Source organism: Hespellia stercorisuis DSM 15480, assembly GCF_900142165.1.
Lineage (GTDB): Bacteria > Bacillota > Clostridia > Lachnospirales > Lachnospiraceae > Hespellia > Hespellia stercorisuis.
In genome coordinates this window covers 82,595-106,678 of sequence record NZ_FQZY01000006.1, presented here as the reverse complement: position 1 = coordinate 106,678, position 24,084 = coordinate 82,595, and the positions used below count along the sequence as shown (strand labels likewise).

The 24,084-nt window shown below is 40.4% G+C and carries 29 protein-coding genes; 5 read left to right on the top strand and 24 right to left on the bottom strand.

What is annotated here, in order from left to right; all coding sequences use genetic code 11:
- Positions 1-50: 50 nt before the first annotated feature.
- The 6 genes from BUB85_RS01370 to BUB85_RS21350 all read right to left on the bottom strand — a co-directional run bounded on the left by BUB85_RS01370 (position 51) and on the right by BUB85_RS21350 (position 3,303).
- Complete coding sequence (locus BUB85_RS01370; RefSeq protein WP_073104055.1) at positions 51-701, bottom strand: recombinase family protein; 651 nt, start codon at positions 699-701, stop codon at positions 51-53.
- A 115-nt stretch (positions 702-816) separates the two neighbouring features.
- Entirely contained in the window at positions 817-1,134 is a 318-nt protein-coding gene (locus tag BUB85_RS21085) for a hypothetical protein (RefSeq protein WP_143160641.1), read from the bottom strand.
- A 307-nt stretch (positions 1,135-1,441) separates the two neighbouring features.
- Positions 1,442-1,876, bottom strand: a complete 435-nt coding sequence (locus tag BUB85_RS01365; RefSeq protein WP_073104053.1) for a sigma factor-like helix-turn-helix DNA-binding protein — start codon at positions 1,874-1,876, stop codon at positions 1,442-1,444.
- A 484-nt stretch (positions 1,877-2,360) separates the two neighbouring features.
- Complete coding sequence (gene tnpA / locus BUB85_RS22570; protein WP_408607062.1) at positions 2,361-2,516, bottom strand: IS66 family insertion sequence element accessory protein TnpA; 156 nt, start codon at positions 2,514-2,516, stop codon at positions 2,361-2,363.
- 306 nt (positions 2,517-2,822) lie between these two features.
- A complete protein-coding gene (locus BUB85_RS01360; RefSeq protein WP_073104050.1) occupies positions 2,823-3,110 on the bottom strand; it encodes a DUF6809 family protein in 288 nt (95 codons plus the stop codon).
- Positions 3,111-3,126: 16 nt separating this feature from the next.
- Positions 3,127-3,303 (bottom strand): hypothetical protein, encoded by a 177-nt coding sequence (locus tag BUB85_RS21350; protein WP_159434599.1) that lies wholly within the window; start codon positions 3,301-3,303, stop codon positions 3,127-3,129.
- A 144-nt stretch (positions 3,304-3,447) separates the two neighbouring features.
- Here BUB85_RS21350 and BUB85_RS01355 point away from each other — a divergent pair, with 144 nt between their 5' ends.
- Positions 3,448-3,759 (top strand): helix-turn-helix domain-containing protein, encoded by a 312-nt coding sequence (locus tag BUB85_RS01355; RefSeq protein WP_073104185.1) that lies wholly within the window; start codon positions 3,448-3,450, stop codon positions 3,757-3,759.
- Between the two features lie 413 nt (positions 3,760-4,172).
- On the opposite strand, the gene BUB85_RS20895 is transcribed toward BUB85_RS01355, so the two are convergent.
- The 6 genes from BUB85_RS20895 to BUB85_RS01330 all read right to left on the bottom strand — a co-directional run bounded on the left by BUB85_RS20895 (position 4,173) and on the right by BUB85_RS01330 (position 11,677).
- Positions 4,173-4,337 (bottom strand): DUF1905 domain-containing protein, encoded by a 165-nt coding sequence (locus BUB85_RS20895; RefSeq protein ID WP_242945293.1) that lies wholly within the window; start codon positions 4,335-4,337, stop codon positions 4,173-4,175.
- A 193-nt stretch (positions 4,338-4,530) separates the two neighbouring features.
- On the bottom strand, positions 4,531-5,160 hold the full coding sequence (locus tag BUB85_RS01350; protein WP_073104048.1) for a DUF374 domain-containing protein: 630 nt from the start codon (positions 5,158-5,160) through the stop codon (positions 4,531-4,533).
- Positions 5,161-5,162: 2 nt separating this feature from the next.
- Positions 5,163-7,349 carry a glycosyltransferase gene (locus BUB85_RS01345; RefSeq protein ID WP_084533869.1) on the bottom strand — a complete coding sequence of 729 codons (2,187 nt, stop codon included), beginning with the start codon at positions 7,347-7,349 and terminating at the stop codon, positions 5,163-5,165.
- A gap of 17 nt (positions 7,350-7,366) precedes the next feature.
- A complete protein-coding gene (locus tag BUB85_RS01340) occupies positions 7,367-8,020 on the bottom strand; it encodes a TVP38/TMEM64 family protein (protein WP_242945292.1) in 654 nt (217 codons plus the stop codon).
- Positions 8,021-8,193: 173 nt separating this feature from the next.
- The gene (locus BUB85_RS01335; protein ID WP_073104046.1) at positions 8,194-9,939 is read right to left on the bottom strand and encodes an ABC transporter ATP-binding protein; all 1,746 of its coding nucleotides are present in this window, start codon (positions 9,937-9,939) and stop codon (positions 8,194-8,196) included.
- A 10-nt stretch (positions 9,940-9,949) separates the two neighbouring features.
- Entirely contained in the window at positions 9,950-11,677 is a 1,728-nt protein-coding gene (locus BUB85_RS01330; protein WP_242945291.1) for an ABC transporter ATP-binding protein, read from the bottom strand.
- Positions 11,678-11,890: 213 nt separating this feature from the next.
- Here BUB85_RS01330 and BUB85_RS01325 point away from each other — a divergent pair, with 213 nt between their 5' ends.
- Positions 11,891-12,340 carry a helix-turn-helix domain-containing protein gene (locus tag BUB85_RS01325; protein WP_073104041.1) on the top strand — a complete coding sequence of 150 codons (450 nt, stop codon included), beginning with the start codon at positions 11,891-11,893 and terminating at the stop codon, positions 12,338-12,340.
- A gap of 105 nt (positions 12,341-12,445) precedes the next feature.
- Here BUB85_RS01325 and BUB85_RS01320 read toward each other — a convergent pair whose 3' ends face one another.
- The 8 genes from BUB85_RS01320 to BUB85_RS01290 all read right to left on the bottom strand — a co-directional run bounded on the left by BUB85_RS01320 (position 12,446) and on the right by BUB85_RS01290 (position 15,821).
- Positions 12,446-12,814 (bottom strand): YkvA family protein, encoded by a 369-nt coding sequence (locus tag BUB85_RS01320; RefSeq protein ID WP_073104038.1) that lies wholly within the window; start codon positions 12,812-12,814, stop codon positions 12,446-12,448.
- Positions 12,815-12,827: 13 nt separating this feature from the next.
- Positions 12,828-13,178: a DUF2200 domain-containing protein gene (locus BUB85_RS01315; protein ID WP_073104036.1), complete on the bottom strand. Its 351-nt coding sequence runs from the start codon at positions 13,176-13,178 to the stop codon at positions 12,828-12,830.
- 241 nt (positions 13,179-13,419) lie between these two features.
- Positions 13,420-13,851, bottom strand: coding sequence for a VOC family protein (locus BUB85_RS01310; protein ID WP_073104034.1), 432 nt, complete (start codon positions 13,849-13,851; stop codon positions 13,420-13,422).
- Positions 13,848-14,042, bottom strand: a complete 195-nt coding sequence (locus tag BUB85_RS01305) for a helix-hairpin-helix domain-containing protein (protein ID WP_073104032.1) — start codon at positions 14,040-14,042, stop codon at positions 13,848-13,850. The genes BUB85_RS01310 and BUB85_RS01305 overlap by 4 nt, the downstream gene beginning before the upstream one ends.
- A 75-nt stretch (positions 14,043-14,117) precedes the next feature.
- Entirely contained in the window at positions 14,118-14,273 is a 156-nt protein-coding gene (locus BUB85_RS21345; protein WP_159434598.1) for a hypothetical protein, read from the bottom strand.
- 125 nt (positions 14,274-14,398) lie between these two features.
- Entirely contained in the window at positions 14,399-14,779 is a 381-nt protein-coding gene (locus tag BUB85_RS01300; RefSeq protein ID WP_330392196.1) for an iron chaperone, read from the bottom strand.
- Positions 14,780-14,853: 74 nt separating this feature from the next.
- The gene (locus tag BUB85_RS01295; RefSeq protein WP_073104027.1) at positions 14,854-15,177 is read right to left on the bottom strand and encodes a multidrug transporter; all 324 of its coding nucleotides are present in this window, start codon (positions 15,175-15,177) and stop codon (positions 14,854-14,856) included.
- A 365-nt stretch (positions 15,178-15,542) separates the two neighbouring features.
- The gene (locus tag BUB85_RS01290; protein WP_242945290.1) at positions 15,543-15,821 is read right to left on the bottom strand and encodes a hypothetical protein; all 279 of its coding nucleotides are present in this window, start codon (positions 15,819-15,821) and stop codon (positions 15,543-15,545) included.
- A gap of 433 nt (positions 15,822-16,254) precedes the next feature.
- Between BUB85_RS01290 and BUB85_RS01285 the strand changes: the two genes are divergently transcribed.
- The 3 genes from BUB85_RS01285 (at position 16,255) to BUB85_RS01275 (ending at position 18,821) form a co-directional block, all read left to right on the top strand.
- On the top strand, positions 16,255-17,556 hold the full coding sequence (locus BUB85_RS01285) for an IS110 family RNA-guided transposase (RefSeq protein WP_073104176.1): 1,302 nt from the start codon (positions 16,255-16,257) through the stop codon (positions 17,554-17,556).
- A 705-nt stretch (positions 17,557-18,261) separates the two neighbouring features.
- Complete coding sequence (locus tag BUB85_RS01280) at positions 18,262-18,591, top strand: hypothetical protein (protein WP_143160640.1); 330 nt, start codon at positions 18,262-18,264, stop codon at positions 18,589-18,591.
- The gene (locus BUB85_RS01275) at positions 18,591-18,821 is read left to right on the top strand and encodes a hypothetical protein (protein ID WP_073104022.1); all 231 of its coding nucleotides are present in this window, start codon (positions 18,591-18,593) and stop codon (positions 18,819-18,821) included. The genes BUB85_RS01280 and BUB85_RS01275 overlap by 1 nt, the downstream gene beginning before the upstream one ends.
- A 268-nt stretch (positions 18,822-19,089) precedes the next feature.
- Here the strand turns inward: BUB85_RS01275 and BUB85_RS01270 are convergent, their stop codons facing one another.
- Genes BUB85_RS01270 through BUB85_RS01255 form a run of 4 tightly spaced genes read right to left on the bottom strand, consistent with a single transcriptional unit; the run spans position 19,090 to position 24,083 of the window.
- Positions 19,090-20,841, bottom strand: a complete 1,752-nt coding sequence (locus BUB85_RS01270) for a CHAP domain-containing protein (RefSeq protein WP_073104020.1) — start codon at positions 20,839-20,841, stop codon at positions 19,090-19,092.
- Between the two features lie 58 nt (positions 20,842-20,899).
- A complete protein-coding gene (locus tag BUB85_RS01265; protein ID WP_330392195.1) occupies positions 20,900-23,227 on the bottom strand; it encodes a VirB4-like conjugal transfer ATPase, CD1110 family in 2,328 nt (775 codons plus the stop codon).
- On the bottom strand, positions 23,220-23,657 hold the full coding sequence (locus BUB85_RS01260; RefSeq protein WP_073104016.1) for a PrgI family protein: 438 nt from the start codon (positions 23,655-23,657) through the stop codon (positions 23,220-23,222). Before BUB85_RS01260 ends, BUB85_RS01265 begins: the two co-directional genes overlap by 8 nt.
- Positions 23,658-23,666: 9 nt before the next feature.
- Positions 23,667-24,083 (bottom strand): DUF4313 domain-containing protein, encoded by a 417-nt coding sequence (locus BUB85_RS01255; RefSeq protein WP_073104014.1) that lies wholly within the window; start codon positions 24,081-24,083, stop codon positions 23,667-23,669.
- Position 24,084 lies beyond the last annotated feature (1 nt).

The window sequence follows — 24,084 nt, the reverse complement described above, 5'->3', positions numbered from 1 at the left end:
TATACTAAAAAAGCAGACTTATTTCAGCTTTTTCAGAGCGGAAATAAAGTCTACCTTTTTTCATTATTTTTTTTGAGTAGGATTCTGTCCGTATTATGTTCCTGTGTTTTGTGTTCTTCAACCCATCGTGAAAATGTATGGGAATTGGTGTTTAAACGTCTGGCTGCTTCGGCTTTTGTTATCTTTCCTGATTCCCACTGGATACATACTTTGGAGAACTGTTTTGGCGGTTTCAATTTGGGTCTGCCGAGATGTTTCCCTTGGGCTTTGGCAATCTGAATACCTTCCGCCTGACGCTGTTTGATGTTTTCCCGCTCTATCTGCGCCACATATGAGAGTATCTGCAGCACTAAATCTGATATAAACTTTCCTGTGATGCCATTGACCTTATTTCTGGTGTCAAGCAACGGAAAATCCAGGACAATAATATCTACATTCTTTTCTCTGACAATATATCGCCACTGATCTATGATTTCATCATAATTCCTTCCCAGCCGATCGATGGACTTTATGTATAAACAATCCCCGCTGTTCAGCTTCTTTATCATCTTCCTGTAACTGGGCCGGTTAAAATCCATGCCCGACTTCTTGTCGATAAAGATATCCTTCTCACAGATCCCTATATCCTTCAAAGCCGATATTTGCCGGTCTATATTTTGACTGACGCTTGATACTCTGGCATATCCATAATTTTTGTTCATTTATCTTCACACCTCCTGAAATAAACATTATTTCATAAAAAGAGGTTCAGATTCTATTGTTTTTTTCAAAGGGAGTACTCCTAGTGATTTACGGACAGGAATCATGCAATAATCCTCAAAAAACCCTCTCCTTTTCCCTTGCCATAGGAGAGATGTGATTTCTGCCCTTCTCGCTTTCGCAGTACTTCCTGGACTTTTTTCTCATATTCTTTTCGATAAAACATACGCTCATCCTTTTTGTTTCAGTTATAGAGTTGATCTCACAGCAATACGGCCATGGGTCTCCACAGCCGCATGTATCTGATATCAACAGAACACTTCTATTTATTTCTATTTTTACTAATTTGAGTTCCGTATTTGCCCCCGCGCCTCCGGAAACCTTTACAATGCTTATATTGGGAACATTACAGGCAGACATCCGGCCAGATGTCATTCGCAGATTTCCAAAGGGTCTTGCTGATTACAACCCAAGGTCCATCTTCTGCTGTATAGCTAGTAAGCGTATCATTATCCCCCACTTGTTTTCATGGAGAAAAGCCTGCCAGGGCCTATTCACAGCTATAAAAAATCACTTGAGACAAAAAACTGTATACATACAATGCTACTTTTGTATGTCCTGGCGCTTATGCTGTCACGCTACAGCTTATGGGAACGTACCTATAATGTTGGTATGAAATTATCAAGGGCCAAAGGAAGAAAAATCCCCCTTATATAAGTATAGCCGTTTGATTTCGTCCTTTTTATTCACCTTCCAACAATTTTTTTATTTTTTTCTTCAAACGGTTCAATCTGGTATAAAGTGTCTGTTCCGGAGTCCCTGTCATTGCAGCGATCTCTTTGATCTGATACCCTCGCATCCGTAAAACAATGAGCTCCTGCGTTTTCTTATCCGCTGTCAGCAGGATATATAAAAGCTGCTGGTTTTCTATGCAGTTTAAAAGAACATTTATATCTTCCATCTCTGGCCCCGCAATGTCACCTCCCGGCAATTCCACATCCTCAAGAAACACCCTCGTATGTTCCCGATACCGCCTCTCTGCCTTGAAGTCTTCCCAATCGGATTGACGCAGCCGTTCAATCATCTCTTCCGAAGCTCCCTCTTTCCGTAATAGGAGTTCTTCTTTTTCTTTCCACTGTTTCCATATGGCTTCTGCCTGTGCTTTGTTATAGCCCATCCTTCTCTACCTCCGATTTGTTTTTTTAGAAATCAAATCGAAGTGTGGAGGTGATCTGGCATTTGCTTTTTCTATCCTGCTGTGCAAGTTGTTGAATAACATTCAATTTTAATCCATTTTAGCAATTAATCTCGTTTCACCAAGCATTCGGGCAAGTTATTATGCATTATATCGTTAAAACATGCGCGGGCAAAATCCTTTTACAACTATGAGGCAACATTAATCATAAAAATACTGGGGAACAAAATTGAATGTAGATTAATATAAGTCTGTATTCAAATTTATCAAAAACAAAAATGCCCCAATCCGTTTCCGAATCGTGGCACTATGGAGAAACAGCAGCTGACTATAGCAAGCTACTGTTTCTCTCAGAATTATTTTACTTAAAGGAAAACTCTCCCCAGGTAATCCGGAGTCCCTCTGGATTACCTAATGGTACTGGTGAGGCTGGTAGCTCTAGTTTGGCAAACTGAGGTGCTACAGGTTATATTTCCCTGGATTCTATATGTAGACGTTTCTTCCAATAGTAGAAAGTAGACTTTTTTATATGATTCTGCCAGCACCACGCAGCCATAGATATACCGCTGGATGCCTGCTCTTGAATCCGTTCTTTCCATAAAGCTCTATTATCCTGGTCCATTGTGTAACCTATTAAAGATATTTTAAGTCAATTTTACAGGATTTTCTCAGGAATTACACGACGCTATCTTTTGAAGCGGTTCTTTCCAAAGTTAGTTGATGTCACAGCAAAAAAGTGCTATGATTAGCATGAGGTGATTACTTATGGAACAAACTATTATTAAGCTGTTGGATCCCCAGCTTGAGTGCGATGATTACCGTATTAATACACATCACCTCCAAATACAGACCTGGCTGTTCCATATATGTAATTTTACTTATAGATTCATAGTACCATAAAAATCTGTTTAATACATTCTATTTTAGTCTATTGTTCTCCATTTTGATATTTATCTTCAAAAATTTCAATCATCATTCTTGCACCGAGCCGGAAACCATCGATAAACATCTCCGACAGTTCAAGGGGAACCGCATCAAGCTGTTCGTCCATTATCTTAATAAATTCCTTATCAAGAGGACTTCCGACTTTCTTGATAAAATCTTCATATTTTTGATAGTTTTTCTTCCATAGATCTTTATATTCCTCAATCAAGGGAAGATATTGCTCTGCAGGATAAATTTCCCCTTCGTATAGAGCTTTTAGAATCTTATCCATATTTTGCACCTACCTTTCATTCTCCTATATCAGATTTTTCATTTTCTTTTTTACAAGTGTCAACAGCACTTACGTTTGTATGAGCAGAAGATATATACATTTCTTCCATTTGCTGCTGTGCTTCTTGCAATTCGTTGATTGCCACCGTAACCCGCTGAAATAAAGTGAAATACATTTCTTTATAATTTGACATAACCATCCCTCCTGTATAAGATTAAATATTTTATACATCATATTATATATGATTAATTTCTATACATCAAGAGAAATTGAAAGTATAATCAAATATAAATGCTGATTGTATAGAATATAATTCTATACAGGAGGTGTGATAATGATTGATGAAAAGTTTATACCGGAGCGCATAGCGCAGTTGCGGACAAAAAAGGGAGTATCAGCACGAGATATGAGCCTGACATTGGGGCAGAGTGAAAGTTATATTAATACGATTGAAAATAAGAAATCCCTTCCGTCAATGACAGTATTCCTTTATATCTGTGAGTATTTCGGCATTACCCCACAGGAGTTTTTTGATGAGCAAAACACTAACCCGCAAATGCTCAAAGAACTAATTGAAAACTTGAAACATCTGGACGAAAAATCACTATCCCATATTGCAGGGCTGGCTAAGGAATTAACAAACAAATAAGATAAGAACAGGGAGTTCAGCCAATACTGACCGTTGTGCCCTGTTCTTTTTGTGTCGTAAGTCAGATAACAATTTGAAACTTGTCGGGCTGTTAATTATCTCTAAATCTTATTAAGAAAATTACAACTCTGCATCGAAACTCCATCTGTCATGATCTGAAATCCATGCTTCCTATAGAATCGACTAAATGTTCACTTATATGATCCACCTGTCAATATCTCATATATTTTTCATTATTTTCCACCTCAAAAGCCATGATAGAAGTGGATGTACTACTTCATCAGCGCAGGGAAAACCAATTGTACTATCATTTATCGGAAGGCATCACTTGACCTTGATGGAACAAGCCATTTCTGACTGATGCTCTGTAAAACTTTTGTTCGCTTAAATTTTAATGACCAAAAACTTGAAATTTATGCTTCTTGTATGGTCACTGTAATCGTGTCACCGGTATGCCTGTCCATATCCTTCTGAATATCTTTTCGTACACCAAGAATGTAACAAATAGTTCCGTCCGGATTCTTTACACCCATGTTCACAACACTTCCATCATAATGTTCTGCTATCTCCCTTTTCAAATTACATCCGCATTTTTGTTTACCTTGTCCAAACAGCCCGTTTTCATTTCGCTACAGGCAAAGGCTGGTTTTTATTTTCGGGAATAATATGGAACAACAGGTTTGCACTGAAATAATATGGCGCTGACCTTTGTCTTTGTCTCCGTATACCTATGGAATTTGGATTGTAAACGGTATAAGTCAGCGGGTACTCCTATCTACTGTTTGCTTCCATAATACATTGTATGTTTTTTATCAGCGAAATGAATTTTTCATCCTTATCTTCTTTTGTTACTTTCACTGCTTCATGAAGCCGGATCTCCATCTCATTAAATGGAAGTGGAATTTTAAAGGCATCCCACCGCTTCTTCAGCTCTATCTTCCTTTTTACTTGTACCGAAACTGGAATTATATTTCGTTTGGTTAAGTATGCAAGCGCAAGCGGAAAATATTTCGGGAGGTGATATGGTCCAAGCGGGCCATCTAAAGTAATCGCAAGGTCTGCTGCATTATCCTGCGTTATTAACTTTTTTATTTTAAAGATATAATTTCCCCCATCCGGGTTATCCGGAAGACGTATGGCACGGTAGCCAAAGTGCTGGCATATTTCGGATATATAATCCCCTCTACTGTCCTTTGTTGCCACAACATATAGTTTCATACCTGCCAGCGCAGGATACAGGCAGTAGCTGTCTCCATGCCAAAATGCTGCAACCACGTTTTCCCTGTCAGTTTCCTTTATTTTCTCAAAACCTATCATACAGACTTTGCTGGTCTTATATACAAACCTGATATATGCCGTCATGATTCCTGCTGCTATTTTCTGCCACTTTTCTCTGAACATGCTTATGACTCCTTTGTCTGATTCTTTTTTAAGCTGATCAGTCTGCGGTAAAATGTTTCTATTCTTTCTGATGTGTTTTCAATGGAAAATTTAACAGCATACTTCTCTGCATTTTTGCTCATTTGCTCCCGGAGGCTGTTGCTTTCCATGAGTTCCACTATCTTGTCTGCCCACTCCTGCAAATTTGCCGCCGTCTTATAGCCATTATAATTATTTATTACGGCATCATCCGTTCCGCTCGACCGTACACATACCACCGGGCACTTTCCGGCCATGGCTTCAAGCAGTACCATTCCCTGTGTTTCAGACTGAGAACTAAAAACAAACAGGTCTGCTGCCAGATAATACTGGGCCATGTCTTCAGGGGGTATCTTGCCAAGAAGAAGAATTTCCTCCGTCATTCCTTTTTGTCTTATTAATTCCTGTATATTCTCCCTTGCGGGTCCGTCACCAATAATAATGCACTTAAATCCGACTTTCGCCTTATCCTTTACAAGCTGTAAGCCTTCAATCAAAAAATCGGCATTTTTCTCAGGTGAAAGTCTGAACACTGAACACATAAGTAATTCTTCACTCTTCACAAATCGGTTCCTGAGCCGATGAATTACTGCTGTATCTATATTCTGAAATTTACGAAGCTCGATTCCTGTCGGAACGACCAGTTTCTGCCTGCTGACGCCTACATTCTCCAGATAATCCTTTGCAGATATCGTTGGGGCAATGATTCCATCACATTGCTGTGCAAATCTCTTTATCATTTTGTGAGAAAGTATATTTTTAAAAAACAACTTTCCAAAAGGCAGATTTTCAGAATACATTTCCAGGCGTGTATGGTAGGTAAGTACCACAGGTATTCCTACTTTTTTTGCTAATCTCAATCCCTCTTTACCCATCCAGAACGGATGGTGCACATGCACAAGATCAAAAGGATATCGTTCAAATTCCCGTGCGATTTTAGAATCATAAATATTTGCAATAGCAAATTGAAATTTCCCGGACTTTCTATAGTGGATCAGGCGGCATCTCACCACATCCTGTTCGCTTTCGTCTTCCTCAGGATATGCCGGTGCAAATATAATCACCTTGTTTCCATTCTTTCGCAATGCAGATGCCAGTCTCATAATGGAAATTGGCACACCGCCGACAAAGGGGAAGTAATTATTGGTAAACATAGCAATTGTTAACTTCCTGTCTTTTCGTATCTCCGTATCTGCTGCATTGAAATTTTTATAGTAATCTGTGCTCTTGGACATCTTTCTATACAGTATCAGACAGAGCAGCAGAAGGCCCGCCATGACCAGCAAAATATTGACAAGCTGAATATAAATGACAGAGCGGACAGCAAACCAGATTCCTGCTATAGTCCGTGTCACCGCACTGTTGTATTTAGAGATTACTTTTTTTGTTCCTACTGTAACCGTGTCGTCTTTCACGGATACTTTCAGATATCCATAGCTTTTGCTGTCAGCGATTCCCCCGGCTTTCCCACTTGAATGATACGCAACACCCAGCTCTTCTTGATCCATATAGTTGTCTCCATTGTAAAAAACGGACGTTACCTCATATTCCGAAAGATACTTGACCACGGTATCTCCGAAACCTTTATCCCCTTTCTTTTCCAACGGACCGTCATCCATAACCACAAATGTATGGTTATATTCCCGGGCTTTTGCAAGTTCTCCCTTTAGCCAGCCTTCCTGCAGATTATAGGAGGTCGTCCCCGTTGTATCAAGGAAAATGAAGTAATCCTTTCCATATGAAAAAGAAAAGTAGAATGGCCCAAAATGTCTGTAAAAGCGCATATATCCACTATCTGAGATTTCATTTTTCCCAATGCCGATAAGGGCTGGTACATTCAATGTGTGAAGTGAATGATTCAATATCCGATATTTATCTTCTGCTCCATCCATGACTGCATCACCGGTTGAAATCACAAAATCAATTTGAGTGTCTGCATTAATATCATGAATGATTTCCTGTTGAAAAACATCGAAAGAATTCTTAGCGGAACCAATTACGGCAAAGGCATACTCTTCTCCCTGTTCACTGCTGTCCATTTTTTTAATATTCTGATAATTGCTTTCTACAAAATCCTTTTCATGAAGAATCAGATAAATTTTATAGCTTATTCCAAGAAGCAGGAAGATAATTGTAATGCCTATCATCCATTTCAGCATTTTTTTGTTCAAAGAGTTCTCTCCTTTTATCACTTAAGTAATGAAATAATAAATTTGATGACAGCGCTGGTACCCAGACTAAATATTGCAATCGATAACGGCTTTCCAAGAAGTATCACGAGTACAAACTTCTTCAGCTTCATCTTTGTCAAACCTGCAATATAGCATAAGAAATCATCCGGAGCTCCCGGAGCAAAAATTGCTGCGATAAACACTTTTTCAAAATTATTTCGGTCTTCCGTCATGTGGATATATTTTTCAAATCTCTTCTCACCTACAATTTTTTCTGCGAAAACAACACCATATCTTCTGGAAAGCAGGAAATTAATCACCGATCCTGTACATATAGCAATATAATTATATAAAAATCCTGTCCATGGTCCAAATAGTAAGATACCAGCCACACACCCGATCGACGAAGGCAGAACAGGCACTACTACCTGTATGATTTGTATCAGAATAAAAACTACTGCTTCCCATACTCCAAATCCTGCAATATAAGACTCAAAGGCTTCAGTAGATGAAAAAATCCCCTTTCTGTAACCGTAATAAACAAATGCCAGAAGAAAAAGCATTCCTGCCAATAAACCAGCGTTCATTATTTTATCCAGCGGCACCATTCTTTTTTTGACTTTGTTCTTTATTTTATCTTGATACCAATTTCTAAAAAAAGATTTTCTCATAGTATTCCTCTATATTCATGCCATACAAGCATATCCCAGCTTCTCAGTTCAAATCAGCGGCACCCAGTTTCTTCTGTATTCTACCATATTCTGCACGGTTTTCAACATTTTTCTTCTAATCAGATACTTCCTGCTTCGTCGTGGTTTCCTGCACTCCATCTATTCATAATAAGCTAACTCCAGGTCAGTTTCTCAAGTGCAATATGGCTGCGATACCAAGCATCACTTTCCAGAAGCACTTCGGGAGATCCTGCATTTTTAACTCTGCCATGTTCTAATATAACCACTGTATCACTTGCAATCATGGTGGACAGGCGGTGAGAGATAGACAATATTGTATACATCTCACTTGCTTTTTCAAGTACCGACACTATTTTTTCTTCTGTTATTGAATCAAGGTTTGCTGTTATCTCATCCAATAAAAGTATAGGAGGGCTTGTTACAACAGCTCTGGCTATAGCGAAAAGCTGTTTTTGTCCCTGGGAAAACAGAGTATCACTGACTACATGCGTGTCCAGTCCGTTGTCCAAAGCTTCAACATACGCTTTAAGACCTGCAAAATCAATTGCCCTCTCTATCTGTTCTCTCGTAATACTTTCGTCCTTCAAACTGATTTGTTCTGCCACAGTTCCCTTAATTAAAGGGAAACTTTGATCAACATACCCAAATATGCTGCGTTTTTGGGAGTTTGGTATCTCGTAAACATCCACTCCATTTATTGTAATCATGCCCTTCGTTGGCTCTAAAATCCCCAGTATAAGCTTAAATAGTGTGGTTTTTCCAACTCCTGTTCTCCCCACAAATGTAATCCTCTCCTTTGGTTTCAGACTGAGATTAATATCTTTAAGAATCTCTGTGCCTTCTTCATATTGAAAGGTGACATTATGTAAGGATAAATGTACCTCTTCACGATTTTGGATTATAGTTTCTGCTCTTTTTTCATATTTCTTAGGACTGTCTTCCGGTTCACTGTTAAAATCATTTATCCTTTTGATACCGGATATAGCCTGCTGAATATTTTGAAGCTCCATGCCAAGGTTCTCAATCGGCGCAAATAAGTTGGAGATTAATTCAATTGAAGCAGCAACCATACCTAAAGATATACCCAAAAAATCCAGCTGTTTGGAGGATAGTACTACAATCAGAGCGATAACAACAGTGCGGGTGACCTGAATAAACGGAGAATATACGGAATCATAAAAATTTACCTTCTCCACTGTTTTATAATTATCAAGCAAACATTTCTTGTATTTCTCTTCCATATAGCTTTCCTTGCTATAGGCTTTAATCATCTGTATATTTTTTAGGCTTTCTGAAATATGATTATTTAACCTTCCGACAAGTATTCGATTTTCAATCTGTGCTTTGAGCATTCTTTTTTGAAAAAACCGTGTCATACCATAGGCAGCCGGAAGCAATAATAAGGTTATCATTCCGATCCTGCTGCTAAATATCCAAATTGAAATCACAATACCTATAAGCTTAAAGCAGTCTACCATCATTCCGATTATACCGCTGGTAAACAATGAATTGATTGCGTCAACATCATTTATAAATCTTGAAACCACCGTTCCCGAACTATTTGTGGAAAAGAACATTGCATGAATCCTTTCAAGCTTTTCCATCATTTCCATTCTTATTTCTTTTGTGATTTTCTGTCCCATGATTGTAAGAACAGCCTCCTTTACAAAATCAAATATTCCTGTAAAAGCTATCACTCCTATATATAAAGCTGCCGGCATAAGCAAATGATCCGATTTTTTAGGGACCAAGTTATTGTCAATTATATATTTTAAAATCTGGGGAGGAATTAAACTGGTAACTACAACACCGCATATGGCAAAGGCTAATACTATGCATAGCCCAATACTTTTTTTAATTACTTTTGTAATTGACCTTTTTATTAAGCTGTTCTTCATCACGGTTTCCTCACTCTGTACATTGTAAATTATATATTGTTGCATAAAGTTTAGATTTTTCAATGAGTTCTTCATGTGTGCCATAATCCGTTGTCTTATCACTATTTAACAATATTATTTTATGAATCCTGTTAAAAACAGCTAAGCGATGAGAAATCAAAACAATTAAACTGTTTTTGTAATTGTTTCTTAAGTTTTCAATTATTTTTTCTTCTGTCTTCATATCCACTGCTGAAAAGGGATCGTCTAATATTATGATTTTGTTCTTATTAAGAAGTGCTCTGGCCAAAGCTATCCTTGTCTGCTGACCTCCGCTTAACTTTACTCCGCTGTTTCCAACTAAAGTATCTTGTCCATCTGGCATTGTCTTCAGATCTTCATCAAAGCAAACATCTTTTAAAACAGAAGTTATACTTTTCATACTACCCAAAGTTATATTATTGTATATGGTATCTGAAATCAGCTGTGGACTATGTCCTAAGTAAGAAATCATTTGACTCCGCTCACATTCCGTATAATCTTTCAGTTCTTTGCCATCTATTTTAATACTTCCCAGATACGGATATAAGCCTAATAAGGATAATCCAAGCGTAGATTTGCCGGAGGCAATTGAACCGGTTATACCTAAAATCTCCCCCTTCTCAACTTCAAAACTAATATTCTCAATAATCTTTCCCCGGCCTTCCTCATAGGAGAAGCTAAGATTTTCTACTGAAAGTGTTGTATTGCCATTGTATATATCAGAAGAATTGACTTTGGTTTTATATTCTGTAAAATATGGTTTTATACGCCCCCATGATACCTGGGCCTTTTGCACAGAATTAAATAGCTTTGCCGCCTTACTCGCCTTAACTGCCATAGCTGTAAACATCACTATATAAGTAGAAAAAGCTCCCACAGTCCAGCCGTTATGATTCACTTTTATGCCTCCAAAGTAAATCACCATAAATATTCCTAACATTGCTATAACATTGTAGACAGGCTGCATAGAATTTTCAAATATATTGGCTTTAATTGCCTGATCCTGTAATTTCTCCAACTCCTGATTATACTTTGCCCTATTTTTATATTCCATACCGGCTGCACGGTAAAACATGGAATTTTCAATGATATCATATGTGATATCTGCAACTTCACTGCCCTTTTTCCGATAATCCCGGGAATACTTATATATAACACTTTTCAACCTTTCAGCAATTAACATGGCAATTGGGATAAACATGACAGAAAGTGCAGTTATTTTAACATCATAAACAAACATGGATACAAGATAGGATATCATAATGACTCCGGTATCAAATACTTCTGTTGTAAATTTTCTCATACCTTCCACGCACAAATCAACATCAGAAATAACTCTTGTCATGAGGTTTCCCATATTTTCACTGCACAATTCGGAAGTGCTTTTATGCATGATATGATTATATATCATAAGTCTCATAGTTGAACTGGTACTATTTGCGAAGCGCCTTATGTAAAAGCGCTTAAAATATCGTAAAATTTGAATCGCTCCAATAAGGATAATATAGGTAACAGAGAGTATTATTACAGAGGAGGCGGGGGGCCCATAAGCAATAGAATCAATAAGTTTGCCTTGATATATCGGTCCCAAAATAGTGGAAATATTAAAAGCTAATCCAAATATTATAATGCAAACCACAACAAACTTTTCATTCTTCCAATAGTTTATAATCCTATCTGGCTGTTTCATAGGTTCAACTTTTAATTTTGACATCATAATAACCTCCTCAAATCAATCATACTACTACTGACATCAAAATACAATCATATGTATATTAATTGCTCTTATAAATATATTATCATGCATTAATTTCATTGATCCTGTTGACCGGCAGCATCTGTTAATTTATAATGAACGATAAATAAGTACCAAAGGCAATTAACAGTAACTGCAAAATGAATCTTACTATTGATACGAGGAGGAACCTTCATGGAAAATGATATTTTAAATTTGGATCAGGCCTGCACCTTTTTAGGAGTCGGAGAGAGAACAGTGATAAAAATGTTAAGGGAAGAACATATGCCGGCAAGAAAGATAGGCAGGGAATGGAGATTTAGTAAATCTGCCCTTATAAATTGGGTCGCATCCGGAGACTCATATGAATATGCAAATAAGGACGAACTGTATGAAGTGGTCAAAGATACCAGCGATAATTATAGTATTTTACTGGACAGCATTTTGGATGCAGTTTCAGATATTAAAGTAAATCGCAATATCAGCACATTGTTGAAAGACGTTCCGGAAGGCATCGATATTCCGGACAATGTTACGCTCAGGGTTAGTTACAAGCAGAAAAGGGAAATTGAAAAATTGGATTTCAAATTGTTTTGGCCGTTAAGAGAGGAACACAAGCTGACATCAAAGGAAAAGCAACTCTGACTATAGCAAATGAATCCGGTAAAAGTCGGCCGCCGGTACAGACCGTTGCGGTCGCTCCTTTTACGTCGTAAGTCAGACAGCAAATGGGGGGGTCGGATATTTAACTTAAAAGAAAATAGTTTTTATTATAAGCCACAATATCAAGAACCATATCATAATTATAGGAATTGCAAAGTACCATTGTTTCGGTTTTTCGTTTTGCCACATTCCTTTAGACTCTTGCCTGTATTTCTCAAAGTTTTCTTTTGGTGTTAGTTTAACTACCAGTGCAATTAGTACAGGAATAACAATTATATCATCAAGATATCCCAGAACCGGGATAAAATCAGGAATGAAGTCGATCGGAGAAAGTGCATATCCTATTGCAATTCCAGCCAGTATTTTTACAGCAACTGGGGTGCTCTTGTCTTTCAGACATAAAAATATAGCGGGAATATCAGCTTTTAATTGTACAGCTTTCTCTTTCAAGTTCATATATTCGTTCCTCTCAAAATTGAAGAATTTTCTCTATTGGTCTTCCCTTTGCCAATTCGTCCACAAGTTTATCCAGATAACGAATATTCTGCATCAGTGGGTCTTCAATACTCTCTATACGGATGCCGCAGATTTTTCCCTTGATGCATTTTCTGTTATCATTGAGCTGTGGTGCCTGTTCAAAAAATTCCTGATATGTTATATCGGAGTGTTCCATCTGGGAAATTTGTTCAGCCCTGTACCCCGTCAGCCAGGAAGTCACCTCATCCACCTCTGCCCGTGTTCGCCCTTTCTTCAGTGCTTTGTTGACCAGACAGAGGTAAACTTTGGAAAATTTCATGTTGAATACTTTTTCACGAGTCATTGCTCATCCACCTTTCAGTTAAATTCTTTTCCGGCAAAAAATGCTTTGCCGATCACACGGTCAAACCGGCAGTAGTTTGCTCCCATTAAAAGAAATGGATTCACTTTCTCCGGAACCAGTTTTCTACACCCTCCAAGATATTGCACCTATATTTGAGCTTACCTTGGTTATCTTTCTTCTGTTCTTCATTTATCTGAAATCATTTGCTTTGACGCTGAGTAAAGGGGACTTATTTCCCGTCTCATTCCTCTGCAACAGCCTTTTCAAGAGCAGCTATATCCAGCTTTTTCATATTTAAAAGAGCAGCCATCCCTCGTTTTCTTCCTTCTTCTGTCGCTCCTGCCATTATCTTATCCATATTTGCTGGCACGATCTGCCAGGACAGACCAAACTGATCCTTCACCCAGCCGCATTGCTCTGACTCAGGAACAACAGAAAGCTTATCCCAGAAATAATCAATTTCTGCCTGGTCTTTACAGGAAATCATCAAAGAAAATGCTTCATTAAACGTAAAAGCTCCGCCCATTCCATGATCCATAATGACCATCTGATTTCCTTCCACATTCAGTTCCCCATAGTTGATTACCGCCCTTTTCTCAGGAGTCTCTCCCTCCTGATAGTAATTCACATAGCCTTTCTCAGCTTCTACAAATTCATATTGTGAGTTGTTCAATCTCTCAATTTCATTCCTACATAATTTAAACATTCATTAATTACAGGTAATGATTTGGGACCGATCCCATGCATTGAAAGTAACTCTTTCTTACTCAATGCTGCTAGCTTCTCAAAATTATTAACGCCCTCATATTCCAATGCTCTTCTTGCCGGATTAGACAGCTTGTTTAAAAAGTCTTTATATTTCATGTTTTATCCTCCTCGTGACCAATCTGATAAATTCATATTTGCATTTTTGTTTTTCCTCCCCAAACAGACAGTTTTTTATTTCGCTGCCGAAAAGGCCGCAGCTTCCTTTATCCATCCCATCAATTCATCATCCACATCATTCAGCTCTGTGATGAGCAGATCATTCGTTCGACGATTCAGATAGGGCTCTGTCGCTATCTGAATGGGCATAGAATTAAGTTTGTAATTCAATCCAAAAGTCACGACAAGGTAAGAAGGCGGACAGTCTTTTTCTTTCGTACACGCATAAAAGAAACACAAGCAAAAAAGATAAAAAAATGTTTATTGGAAAAGATATCTAACTTTTTCCTCACTTTTCATGATCCCCCGTTCTCCTCACACCATTTTGCAATCTCTCCTATCAGCTCAAGCGGCAGCTGTTTGTCATAAGGAAGCTGTATGGCGCCCTTGCTTGTCTTATACTCCTTAAGTTTATCCGCAAACGCCTCCACGGCTTCAGAACCAGGATACAAACCTATGTGTTTCTTGAAAGCGGCAAACTGAATCAGGTTACGCTTTTTCCAATAAGTAGGCATACTCCAGGATATTCTTTCTGCTGCATCCGGTATTGCCTTCTTTATCACCCTGTTAATTTCCTGCAAGTACGATTGAACTGTCTCCGGCTGTCCTGAAATATATTCTTCGATTGTTTTTGGAGCCTCACCACAATCATGATCTTGATTTTTATTCTTGAACATTCGGCCGCATTTTGGGCATTCCCACATAATAATCACCTCAATTAAAAGTTTTATTTGAACGTTGCTTCAAGTCACTATTTCTTAACAAAAGCACTTACAGTTTCTTTCAGCTCATCACTGAACTCTTCAAGATCATCAAATCTAATTGCCCCCTCATTTACTAGCGAAATAATATTATAAATCAGATTGGACCGACTCATCCTTATTTGGACACCCGTTTTCTTCCTATCTTCCTTTATCCTTTTCTCCAACCGCCAAAATTTATCTGATGGATTCCCATCTTCGCTTAGTAATTCTATATATTCCTTGTTGAGCCCGTCCATATAGGCTTCCTGCCAACCAGAAATTTTATTTCTGAAAAGCGTCCAATCTTTCTTTGTAAATCTCTGTCCGTTCAAAGCTTGACCTCCTCAAATTCAAATCTTCTCCATTATTTCTTCAGACATACGCTCGGCAGTTCTCCTAAAAGTGCTTCCCGATTGCTTCTGCAGTCATTTAATCGCAACTTGAATTTTTTCCTTTGATAAGGTGTGATACACCCAGCAGTTATGCCAATAAATACTCTTGCTTTCGACATTAAAATAATAAGGCTATTATAACATTGATGTATCAATAAAAAAAGCCTATTCCCATTTATTTGACTACATCCATATATACTTTAAACACTGTTAAAGGTTTCCCTCAGCCGACTACCTGAGTATTCTGTTCTTACCAGAGCTTATGTAACCGGCAGAAGCCCCTCTCTGTCCACTCCCACCGTCGCTTAATCCCAACAATCCAGCCTCTGTGTCATCACAATTCCTGACTGGAACTGTATCTCGATTTTATTCTCATTAATAACCTTGACCGTCTGCAACAGGCGTCTTACAAGATCATCATCAAATTCTTTCTTGAGGTAGTTGGCTTTTTCACATAGCCCTCCATATCCTGCACACGCTGACCATAAGATTCCACCAGTTGACGCTCCCTGATAGCCTTTGGCCTTTTTCTTCTTCAGCTCTTTGATCTCATCTTTATAAGTCACCTTTCTGTTATAAATCACGAAATATTTCACCCCGCAACTCCTCGTATAATAAGTTTGTAAGCAAGAAAAATACAGCTTGCAGACTTATTCTTTTTTGGTATAGTGGTAAGGATATCTCTGAGGATTCCCCTCATTCCTATCCCCATCTATACAGTCAATAATTACTTTTTTATATGGTTAATCCTGTGGTATGATATCAGCAGAGTCTGATGTCCGAAGGCACTGCTGTTACTCCTTTCAGCCGGCTTTGTCCGAGACTGCTTATAAAGCGTGCAGCCTGGCACATATGGCACATTCCGCTTACACAGAAGCTGCATCTCCAGCCGTAGCACCAGCAAAAAATGCTGACTGGATGAATGCTCATAACGCGAGGTTGCGGTCACCATATGCAGTGCAGGATAAACCTTTGCTTAAGACTCCAACAATCCTGATCAGAAAGGAGCGTGATAACATGATAAAGATCAACTATATGTCCACTTTGTTTGTTGGTATTGATGTAAGTTCTAAATCCAACGTTGTATGTGCCATCGATTTCGATGAGAACAAGTATATTTCCTCATCTTTCAAGAACAACCAGCCTGGGGCGGAAGAACTTTCCATAATGATAGCTGACTGTATGGCACATCATAAAAACCTTAATACGGTCGTGGCTACACTGGAGTCCACTTCTGTTTACAGCGTCCACATTGCTAATTTTCTGTCTACCTGTGAGACGCTCATGCCTTATAAACCTTACGTATTTTGTGTAAATCCCAAGATGACTGCAAACTATCGTAAATCCTATATCGGCATGGATAAGACTGATCCGCTTGACGCGTATCTCATTGCTGATTTTGCACGATGTGGCCGTATTAAGAAATGCGAGCCTTGGCGTGGCAGCCAGTTTCTGGCTTTGAAACGCCTGACCAGGCACCGTCTCCATCTTGCTGAATGTATTACAAGGGAGAAAACTTATATGGTGTCAAATCTCTACTTAAAATTTAGCGAACTTCAGCTTCTGGATGGTGATTCGCAGCCTTTTAGCAACCTATATGGTGCTACTTCTTCTGCTGTTTTAATGGAATACCTGTCTCCACAAGAGATTATGGATTCCTCCGAAGAAGAACTTTTACACTTCCTTGCTGATAAAAGTAAAAACCGCATTGCCGATATAGCAAAGACCTCTGAGCTTCTTAAAAAGGCTGCAAGAGATTCTTATCGATTAGATAAATGCATGTATGAACCTCTGAATGTTTCTTTGGCAAGTTCATTCAATTGTATCCAGACCTATCAAAAAGAAATAAAACTGATCGATCAGGCCATCGAAAAAAGTATTAACGGCATGAACCCTAATGCATTCATCATTCTAAAATCCATACCCGGAATAGGTCCGGTATGGGCTGGTGGTATGCTCGCTGAAATTGGCGATATTACAGCTTTTCACTCATCGGATGCACTTGCTAAATATGCAGGTCTAACGTGGCGAAAAAGCGACTCTGGAGATTTTGCATCGGAAGATAATCCGATTACAAAAGCAGGTAATACTTATCTCCGTTATTACTTAGGAGAAGCTGCAAACAGCGTCAGGCGACACGTGCCTGAATACGGCGAATACTATGCTAAAAAATATGCTGAAGTAGCCAAGCATCAGCACAAAAGAGCACTCGCGCTTACATCTCGTAAATTTGTACGACTCGTTTTTGGTTTGCTGGTCAAAAACCAACTGTACACCGGCGAACAACTGGATCCCGAATATAATATTGAACCGAACTGACATTCGAAAAGTTCTTATTTTTGTCGAATGTTTATTAAGTGTACCCTTTTTTAAAAAAACATAGCAAAATCTTTTTCAATTTAGTCTTGACATATTACCAGAATGCTTTGTCTTTTAATTCATGCTATCCCATTTTGACAAGAGCAAGGCAAGTTGCAGAACCAAATAAACAAATAATGGGAAACTTTTTAACTCTATCTATTTCCATTTCCTGTTTCTCTTTACACTTACCAGCCCTTTTTTCTTAATTATTTGTCTTTTTTATTAGCTTTTGTTTTTTATATATAGGCTTTCTCAATCGACCCAGAATCTCCAACAGCATAAAAGAAACTATCAGAGATACCAGAATTGAAATCATTGCAGGTATTACATTATATGACATCCCATATTCTATTCCACAATTGGGATCTACAAGTATCATTGCACTTTTTATCGGAAACCAGTTTAATAATTATCCCTCAAACGTTCCAAAATATCCATAAACAAATGCGAAGACAACACCTCCAATTGCCCTTCCTCCGAGGAAGGAACATATGATAATAATTGGTGAAACTGCAATATATATGTATCGTGCAAATACTCTTAACCTTGTGTGTGGTTTGCAATAGCCTTTTTTATCACAGTTAAGCATATTTAAATGCAATTACTAAAGTGCTAAGTAATATATCATCACACACTCTCTCCCCATCTATGTCTTGTAGTTTAGTGGAAGAAAGAGAAAGTGAAAAGATAACGCAGCGCTTTAAAATGATACTCGAAAATAATTATGCCAGAAAAAATTACCATGATTTATTAACTATTCCAATTATTTGCTTTTTATTTGTAACACCATATATATTTGTCCCTCAGCCATATTGCGAACCTTCGGTTGAAAGCTTCGGTGATATGGATGATATCAATGATGGCTCATTTTTGTTAAAGGTTGCGGATGGGTACGAACTATATGATTCAGCCAATAACTTTATATCTAAGGTTTCACATCTTGATGAAAGTCTTATTGGTTTAGAAATATATGAAAATATGGAGGAAAAATAATGAAAAGAAAAATGTACACGATTCTATCTTTGGTGTGTTTCCTTATGGTTGCAACACCCTTAAATGTATTTACAAGTAATAGTGCTTCAGTAATTACAGAAACAGAGACGGTCCAACCCCGTCGTAATATAACAGGATATAAATACAAGATATTAAATGGGCATCAATGGAAAAGATTATGGTCTTATACATATAATAGATGGGAAGACCCTGCTTGGACTCTTGCGTGATTTAATCAAGAAATTACTAATTATTGAGTCCTTTTATCAGGAATATCTTACTCTTAAAACAAAATGGTTTCAGAAAGCTATGTCATGAAGCCATTTTGTTTAAAATCCGAAAGAGTAGGAGCATTCTGATACCTAAACTCAATAAGTCTGTCCAGGTTTCTCAACATATAGCACATGAACAAAAGTTTTGTTAGAGGCTTTTAACTATGGGGATCAGTGTTATTATTTTTAAGCATACAGCAAAGTTAATGGTACATCCACCTCAAACTCAAGTAGTCATCCCATATCCCATAATAGAACTAGAATCCACATCATAACTCCGCCCCCTTACCGCATCGCTGCTATTCCCCTCGATGGTATACACCACTTCCTTCTCACATTTTTCTACAATCCCCACATGATCCGATATCCCATCCTGATTCCAGTCAAAAAAGATGATTGTTCCCGGTGTAGGGGTATACCCCCTGTCCTGCCATCTTCCCTGTGACTTGAACCATTCTACACCGGTTGGACAATAGGCAAACTTAAGAACTTCCCCGGATGATATCAGGCCGCTCTGGTCTGCACACCAGGAAACAAAACAGGCACACCATTCCACTCTGCCCTGAAATCCATACCATGACCAGAACTTCTGCCCGCCTTCATTTCCGAGCTGTGCTTTTGCCGTTGTAACAATCTGACCATTCCCAAACAATCCCGCAAACAGATTGCCACCAGAATAATACCGCAGTACATGGGGGACATATTGGGGATCCCCATACCTTGCCCATCCGTGTGAAGCTGCCTGCTGCTGGGAAAACTGCAGCGCATTTGCTTCGCTGTAACCACCATGGTTTCGGATTGCCCAGGTTATGTAGCCATTTCCATAGTTGTAGCCCTGTAAGCTGAGCTTTAGCTTATCCCGGTCATAAGGGCTGTCACATCCTGCCTCTTGAACACAAGACGCATAATACCTGACCCCCACCTCGATGGAATATTCCGGCTCCTGGATTGCATTGGGCCGGTTGGGATATCTGGTATTATAGGGGCATTCCGAAGACTGCATCGGATCCAATCCCCTGCCGCCTGACTCCTGCATCATCACCGCCTGTAGGACGGATACGTATTCTGGGATGCCATATTGGCTGGCATATTTTTGTATGGCAGGGGTATAGGCCAGGACTTCTGCACTTAAGGGCTCTGCACTTGAAGTATCCCCTAAAAAGGCAGCACCGCCGATCACACCCAGGATTAGGAGCAGAAATAAAGCGATCCCTCCGCCCACGGTTCCGAGAGCTGCAAACAGGGATCTTACTGCCGTTACGGCAGCCCTTCCTACCGCTGCCGCTCCTTTGGCCGTTGCTTTTGTTCCTTTTACGGTATTGTTTACTGCCTGAACGGATCTTTCTGTGCTCTGTGCTGCCGTATGCATGCCTTTTGCAGCCTGTCCCACCTGCATACAGCCAGTCGTTTGTTTTATGGGCTTTCCTCTAATGGCAGAGGTTTTTACAATCCGGGCGTCTTTCTTGATACGGTACTTTCCCATCATGGAGGGGAAGCGGTCTTTGTTCTGCTTGATGCGGATTTTGCCTTGTTCTGCCGCATGAGAGACTGTTTCTTTTGGCATTTTGTCCACTTTCCTTCCAGCCTGTGGTGTGAAGGTATTTTCCGCAGAACTCCTGTTGGAAGTTTTGAAAACTTCCGAGGCCGCATCTGCCGCTTCTTTGCTTTCCTGTACCGTATCCTCCCCTCTTTTACGCTGCCGGATTCGTTCATAAGAAGTTTTTACCGCCTTTTGTCCGGCTCTTTGTGCAGCTTCTCCAGCCTTTGTACCGATCCATTTTTCTGTAGATTCCAGTTTCCCACTGGCATATTCGGTGGCAGATTCTTCATGTGTATCACTGTCTTTTCCAGGGGAAGCCTGCTCGGTTTTTTCCTTGGTAAGCGACACCGTTTTCCGGAGCAGTTCCTTTGGGTTTCGAGCTATTGGGTTTCTTGTCTTCGGTTCCCTGCTGTGTTCTTTTGTTTTAATATCCCTCATACATCACCTCCCTTCCGCCTCCCGGCATCTCTATTTATGGCACTGTTTCCATGCTTACTTACTTTTCATTGGGGGTCGTTGACATCAGACGGTGTAGATTCCCTTTTGGAAACGAGTTTTCAAAAGGTACAATATTCCCTGCACAGCGGATGAGCCCATGCCCTGCGCTCACATTTGTAATGTAGCCCAGCTGGTTATCCGAGATATTAAGAAGCTTCGCAAGCTCCTCTCGGTCGGTGCTGGACTGGTTCAATAGAATCAGGAATTCACTGTTCGCCAGCATCAGTCTTGCCGTATCGGATTTGAGGAGCTCCTCCACATTTTGGGTCAGCCCGGTGACGAACCCGTTATACTTCCGGATCCGCTTGTACAGTCGGTAGAAAAAGTCGGCACTGTAGGGATAGCGGAACAGCAGGTAAAATTCATCTGCAAAGATCCAGGTGGTCTTCCCCCGCTTCCAGTTTTTTATGACCCGGTTGAAAATACTGTCTAAGGTCACCAGCATGCCAAGCGGCATCAGCTGTTCCCCCAGTTCCCGGATATCATAGGCGATGATTCGGCTTTTGGTATCCACATTGGTATGCTGTGCAAAGGTGTTGAGGCTCCCATTGATGAAGAGCTCTGCGGATAGTGCCAGCCCCCTTGCCTCTTCCTCCGGCTGGAGCATCAGCTGACGGTACAGATCCTTTAATGTCGGCACTTCCCCGATATAGCCGTTTCGTATATAATCCCGGTAGACATCTGCCGTACAGCGGTCCAGGATGGACTTTTCCTTTGCGGACAGGTTCCCGGCACCCACCAACTGCTCGAACAAGGACAGAATAAACTCCGACTTTTCAATCAGCGGATTCTTGTCATTGCCATAGGACGGGTCCATGTCCAGTGCATTTAAATGGGTATCCGAAGTGGCGGATATCTTTACCACTTCGCCCTGCAAGGCTTTTACCAGAGAACCAAATTCTGACTCCGGATCCAGGATTAAAATATCATCTTCCGTGGATAATGCCAGATCTACAATCTCTTCCTTGGCAGAGAAGCTTTTTCCAGATCCACTCACACCCAGACGAAAAGAGTTCCCATTGAGCAGCTTTCTGCGGTCTGCCACCAGCATATTTTTACTGACGGCATTCTGCCCATAGTAGATACCGCCCGGCTGCATGATCTCCTGTGTATGGAAAGGCATCAGCACGGCCGTAGACTCTGTTGTCATGGTACGCAGTACCTGGATCTTTCGCAGTCCATAGGGCAGCACCGTGTTCAGCCCGTCCATTTGCTGCCATTTGAGCGTTGCCAGCTGGCACAGGTGCTTTCTGGCAACGGAGAGCAGGGTATCCGTATCGGAATCCAGCTGCTCCTTGGTATCCGCTATGTGTACCAGAGTTAACAGGGAGAACATCATCCGCTGATCCCGTGTGGTCAGATCATCAAGCATTTCCTTGGTTTCTTTTCTCTGCAGTTCCATATCATAGGGTACGATTGCCGAAAAATTGTTGTTGGCATTCTGCCGTCTCTGCCAATTCGTCACGTTCGTCTCCACACCCAGCAGCTTGTTTTGGATCTCCCGCACAGCCTCATCTGTAGGGACCGGCAGTATATCAATGGACAGCATCAGATCCCGGCTCAGATCACACAGTTCTGACACCATGTCATCCTTTACATAGTTGGCATAATCCTGCATGAACAGGACCCTGCCGAAGCGTTCCCCAATCTTGAAGCAATCCTTGGAAAATTCCATGGAATCCGGGCAGATCCATTCCTTAAAGCTATGGCCTTTCCTGGCGGACGCTTGTAAATCCAAGGGAAGAGCCGGCAGCGTATCGGCCCGGAAGAAGTCCCGGAAGATCTGCAAGCGTTCCCCTGCATCCAGCTCTTCCCCGACCGAGGACAGCTTCGACAGGTGGGTGAGGATATCTGTACCCACACGGGCAAAATAGGTCCTGGCCTCATCGATGTTCTTCTTGTGGATACTGATGGTCAGATAACGTTCCTGACAGATGCTGTTGTTGGTCCCGCTGACTTTTGACAGCAGCATTTCGTTATATTCCCTCCGGTAATCATCCAGCCCATCCTCTTTCATCGGGATCAATAAGGACTGTTCAAATTCCTCTTTATTGATCCTGCGGTTATTGAGTGTGATCTTGGCAGACGTACCGGAATCCAGTGCGTTTAAGAGCTCTGAATAATCCAGGAACATCTCCGTCTTATCCCCTTTGCTCGCAATCGAATAGTTGATATCCGAAAACCGGAAGGTCTTTGAATATTTGTTGCCTACCTGAAAGATCCCATCCCGCCAGATCCTGCGGATGGGGATCGACTGCTGTACGGATCTTGGAATCTTTAGCTTCTCCCGATCCATTTTCATGGCCTGATGTAAGGTTTTAATCAAATACACTCCCCCTTTTCTTTTTCTTTACAGGCTTCTTTTGGGCAGCTTTCTTACGTTTTTGCAGAATCTCTGCCCCATCTTTTCCTGCCTGCTCTCCCGCCCGTATGCATTCCTCCAGGCAGGCGTAATATAGATTTTCCGGCTTTGAATGCAACCGTTTCGGATACAAGACTTCCGATTTTAGCACGGCCCATAAGAACTGCTCGGCAGACATCCCATGGTATTTAAAAAACCCGCAGGCTGCAAAAGGAGCTGCACTTAAGATACAGAGCCACCCGGTAAATTCCTCACCGATGGCATCCCGGGCGCCAAAATAGATTCCGATCGCTGCCAGGATCGCCAGCACAGAGCACGCACATTGGCGGAAATCAAGGCCAAAAAACAGGGATTCATTGTAATCCCGAATCTCCTTATTCATTTTCACTTCCATTTTCTAAAATCACCTCTCTTGTCCATACTGTTTTTTCTTTGACCCTCGTTCCGGAGCCTTAAGTCCATACGTTTTCCGGTATTGCTTCATTCCATCCGGATCCAGTTCCTCCAGCCTGTCAAGGTCAAATGCGACCTTGTAATAACTGCCGTAACCGGAGTATCCCTGTTCCGGAAGTACCTCTCCAAGCTCATGTCTTTTTATAAATGCCAGTTTATTTTTTGAATCGAAATCATCCATATAAGCTTCGTTTACCTCGGTCTGGAAATAGGGAAGATTCACGGTCAGATCCGAAAACTGCTCCCCGGTCTTTCCGTTTAGTAATCCAATGTAGAGCCCGCCACCAGAAGCATACGAATGGACAGCCAGGCTGAGTTCCTCCTGTCCAAATTCCCAATCATATTCTAAAGTAGTCTGTCTGCTCATT

Coding starts and splice junctions, on each gene's coding strand:
- BUB85_RS01370 (WP_073104055.1), bottom strand. CDS start 701: ATGAACAAAAATTATGGATATGCCAGAGTATCAAGCGTCAGTCAAAAT.
- BUB85_RS21085 (WP_143160641.1), bottom strand. CDS start 1,134: ATGACATCTGGCCGGATGTCTGCCTGTAATGTTCCCAATATAAGCATT.
- BUB85_RS01365 (WP_073104053.1), bottom strand. CDS start 1,876: ATGGGCTATAACAAAGCACAGGCAGAAGCCATATGGAAACAGTGGAAA.
- tnpA (WP_408607062.1), bottom strand. CDS start 2,516: ATGGACCAGGATAATAGAGCTTTATGGAAAGAACGGATTCAAGAGCAG.
- BUB85_RS01360 (WP_073104050.1), bottom strand. CDS start 3,110: ATGGATAAGATTCTAAAAGCTCTATACGAAGGGGAAATTTATCCTGCA.
- BUB85_RS21350 (WP_159434599.1), bottom strand. CDS start 3,303: ATGTCAAATTATAAAGAAATGTATTTCACTTTATTTCAGCGGGTTACG.
- BUB85_RS01350 (WP_073104048.1), bottom strand. CDS start 5,160: ATGTTCAGAGAAAAGTGGCAGAAAATAGCAGCAGGAATCATGACGGCA.
- BUB85_RS01340 (WP_242945292.1), bottom strand. CDS start 8,020: ATGAGAAAATCTTTTTTTAGAAATTGGTATCAAGATAAAATAAAGAAC.
- BUB85_RS01335 (WP_073104046.1), bottom strand. CDS start 9,939: ATGAAGAACAGCTTAATAAAAAGGTCAATTACAAAAGTAATTAAAAAA.
- BUB85_RS01330 (WP_242945291.1), bottom strand. CDS start 11,677: ATGATGTCAAAATTAAAAGTTGAACCTATGAAACAGCCAGATAGGATT.
- BUB85_RS01325 (WP_073104041.1), top strand. CDS start 11,891: ATGGAAAATGATATTTTAAATTTGGATCAGGCCTGCACCTTTTTAGGA.
- BUB85_RS01320 (WP_073104038.1), bottom strand. CDS start 12,814: ATGAACTTGAAAGAGAAAGCTGTACAATTAAAAGCTGATATTCCCGCT.
- BUB85_RS01315 (WP_073104036.1), bottom strand. CDS start 13,178: ATGACTCGTGAAAAAGTATTCAACATGAAATTTTCCAAAGTTTACCTC.
- BUB85_RS01305 (WP_073104032.1), bottom strand. CDS start 14,042: ATGAAATATAAAGACTTTTTAAACAAGCTGTCTAATCCGGCAAGAAGA.
- BUB85_RS01300 (WP_330392196.1), bottom strand. CDS start 14,779: ATGTTCAAGAATAAAAATCAAGATCATGATTGTGGTGAGGCTCCAAAA.
- BUB85_RS01285 (WP_073104176.1), top strand. CDS start 16,255: ATGATAAAGATCAACTATATGTCCACTTTGTTTGTTGGTATTGATGTA.
- BUB85_RS01275 (WP_073104022.1), top strand. CDS start 18,591: ATGAAAAGAAAAATGTACACGATTCTATCTTTGGTGTGTTTCCTTATG.
- BUB85_RS01270 (WP_073104020.1), bottom strand. CDS start 20,841: ATGAGGGATATTAAAACAAAAGAACACAGCAGGGAACCGAAGACAAGA.
- BUB85_RS01260 (WP_073104016.1), bottom strand. CDS start 23,657: ATGGAAGTGAAAATGAATAAGGAGATTCGGGATTACAATGAATCCCTG.
- BUB85_RS01255 (WP_073104014.1), bottom strand. CDS start 24,083: ATGAGCAGACAGACTACTTTAGAATATGATTGGGAATTTGGACAGGAG.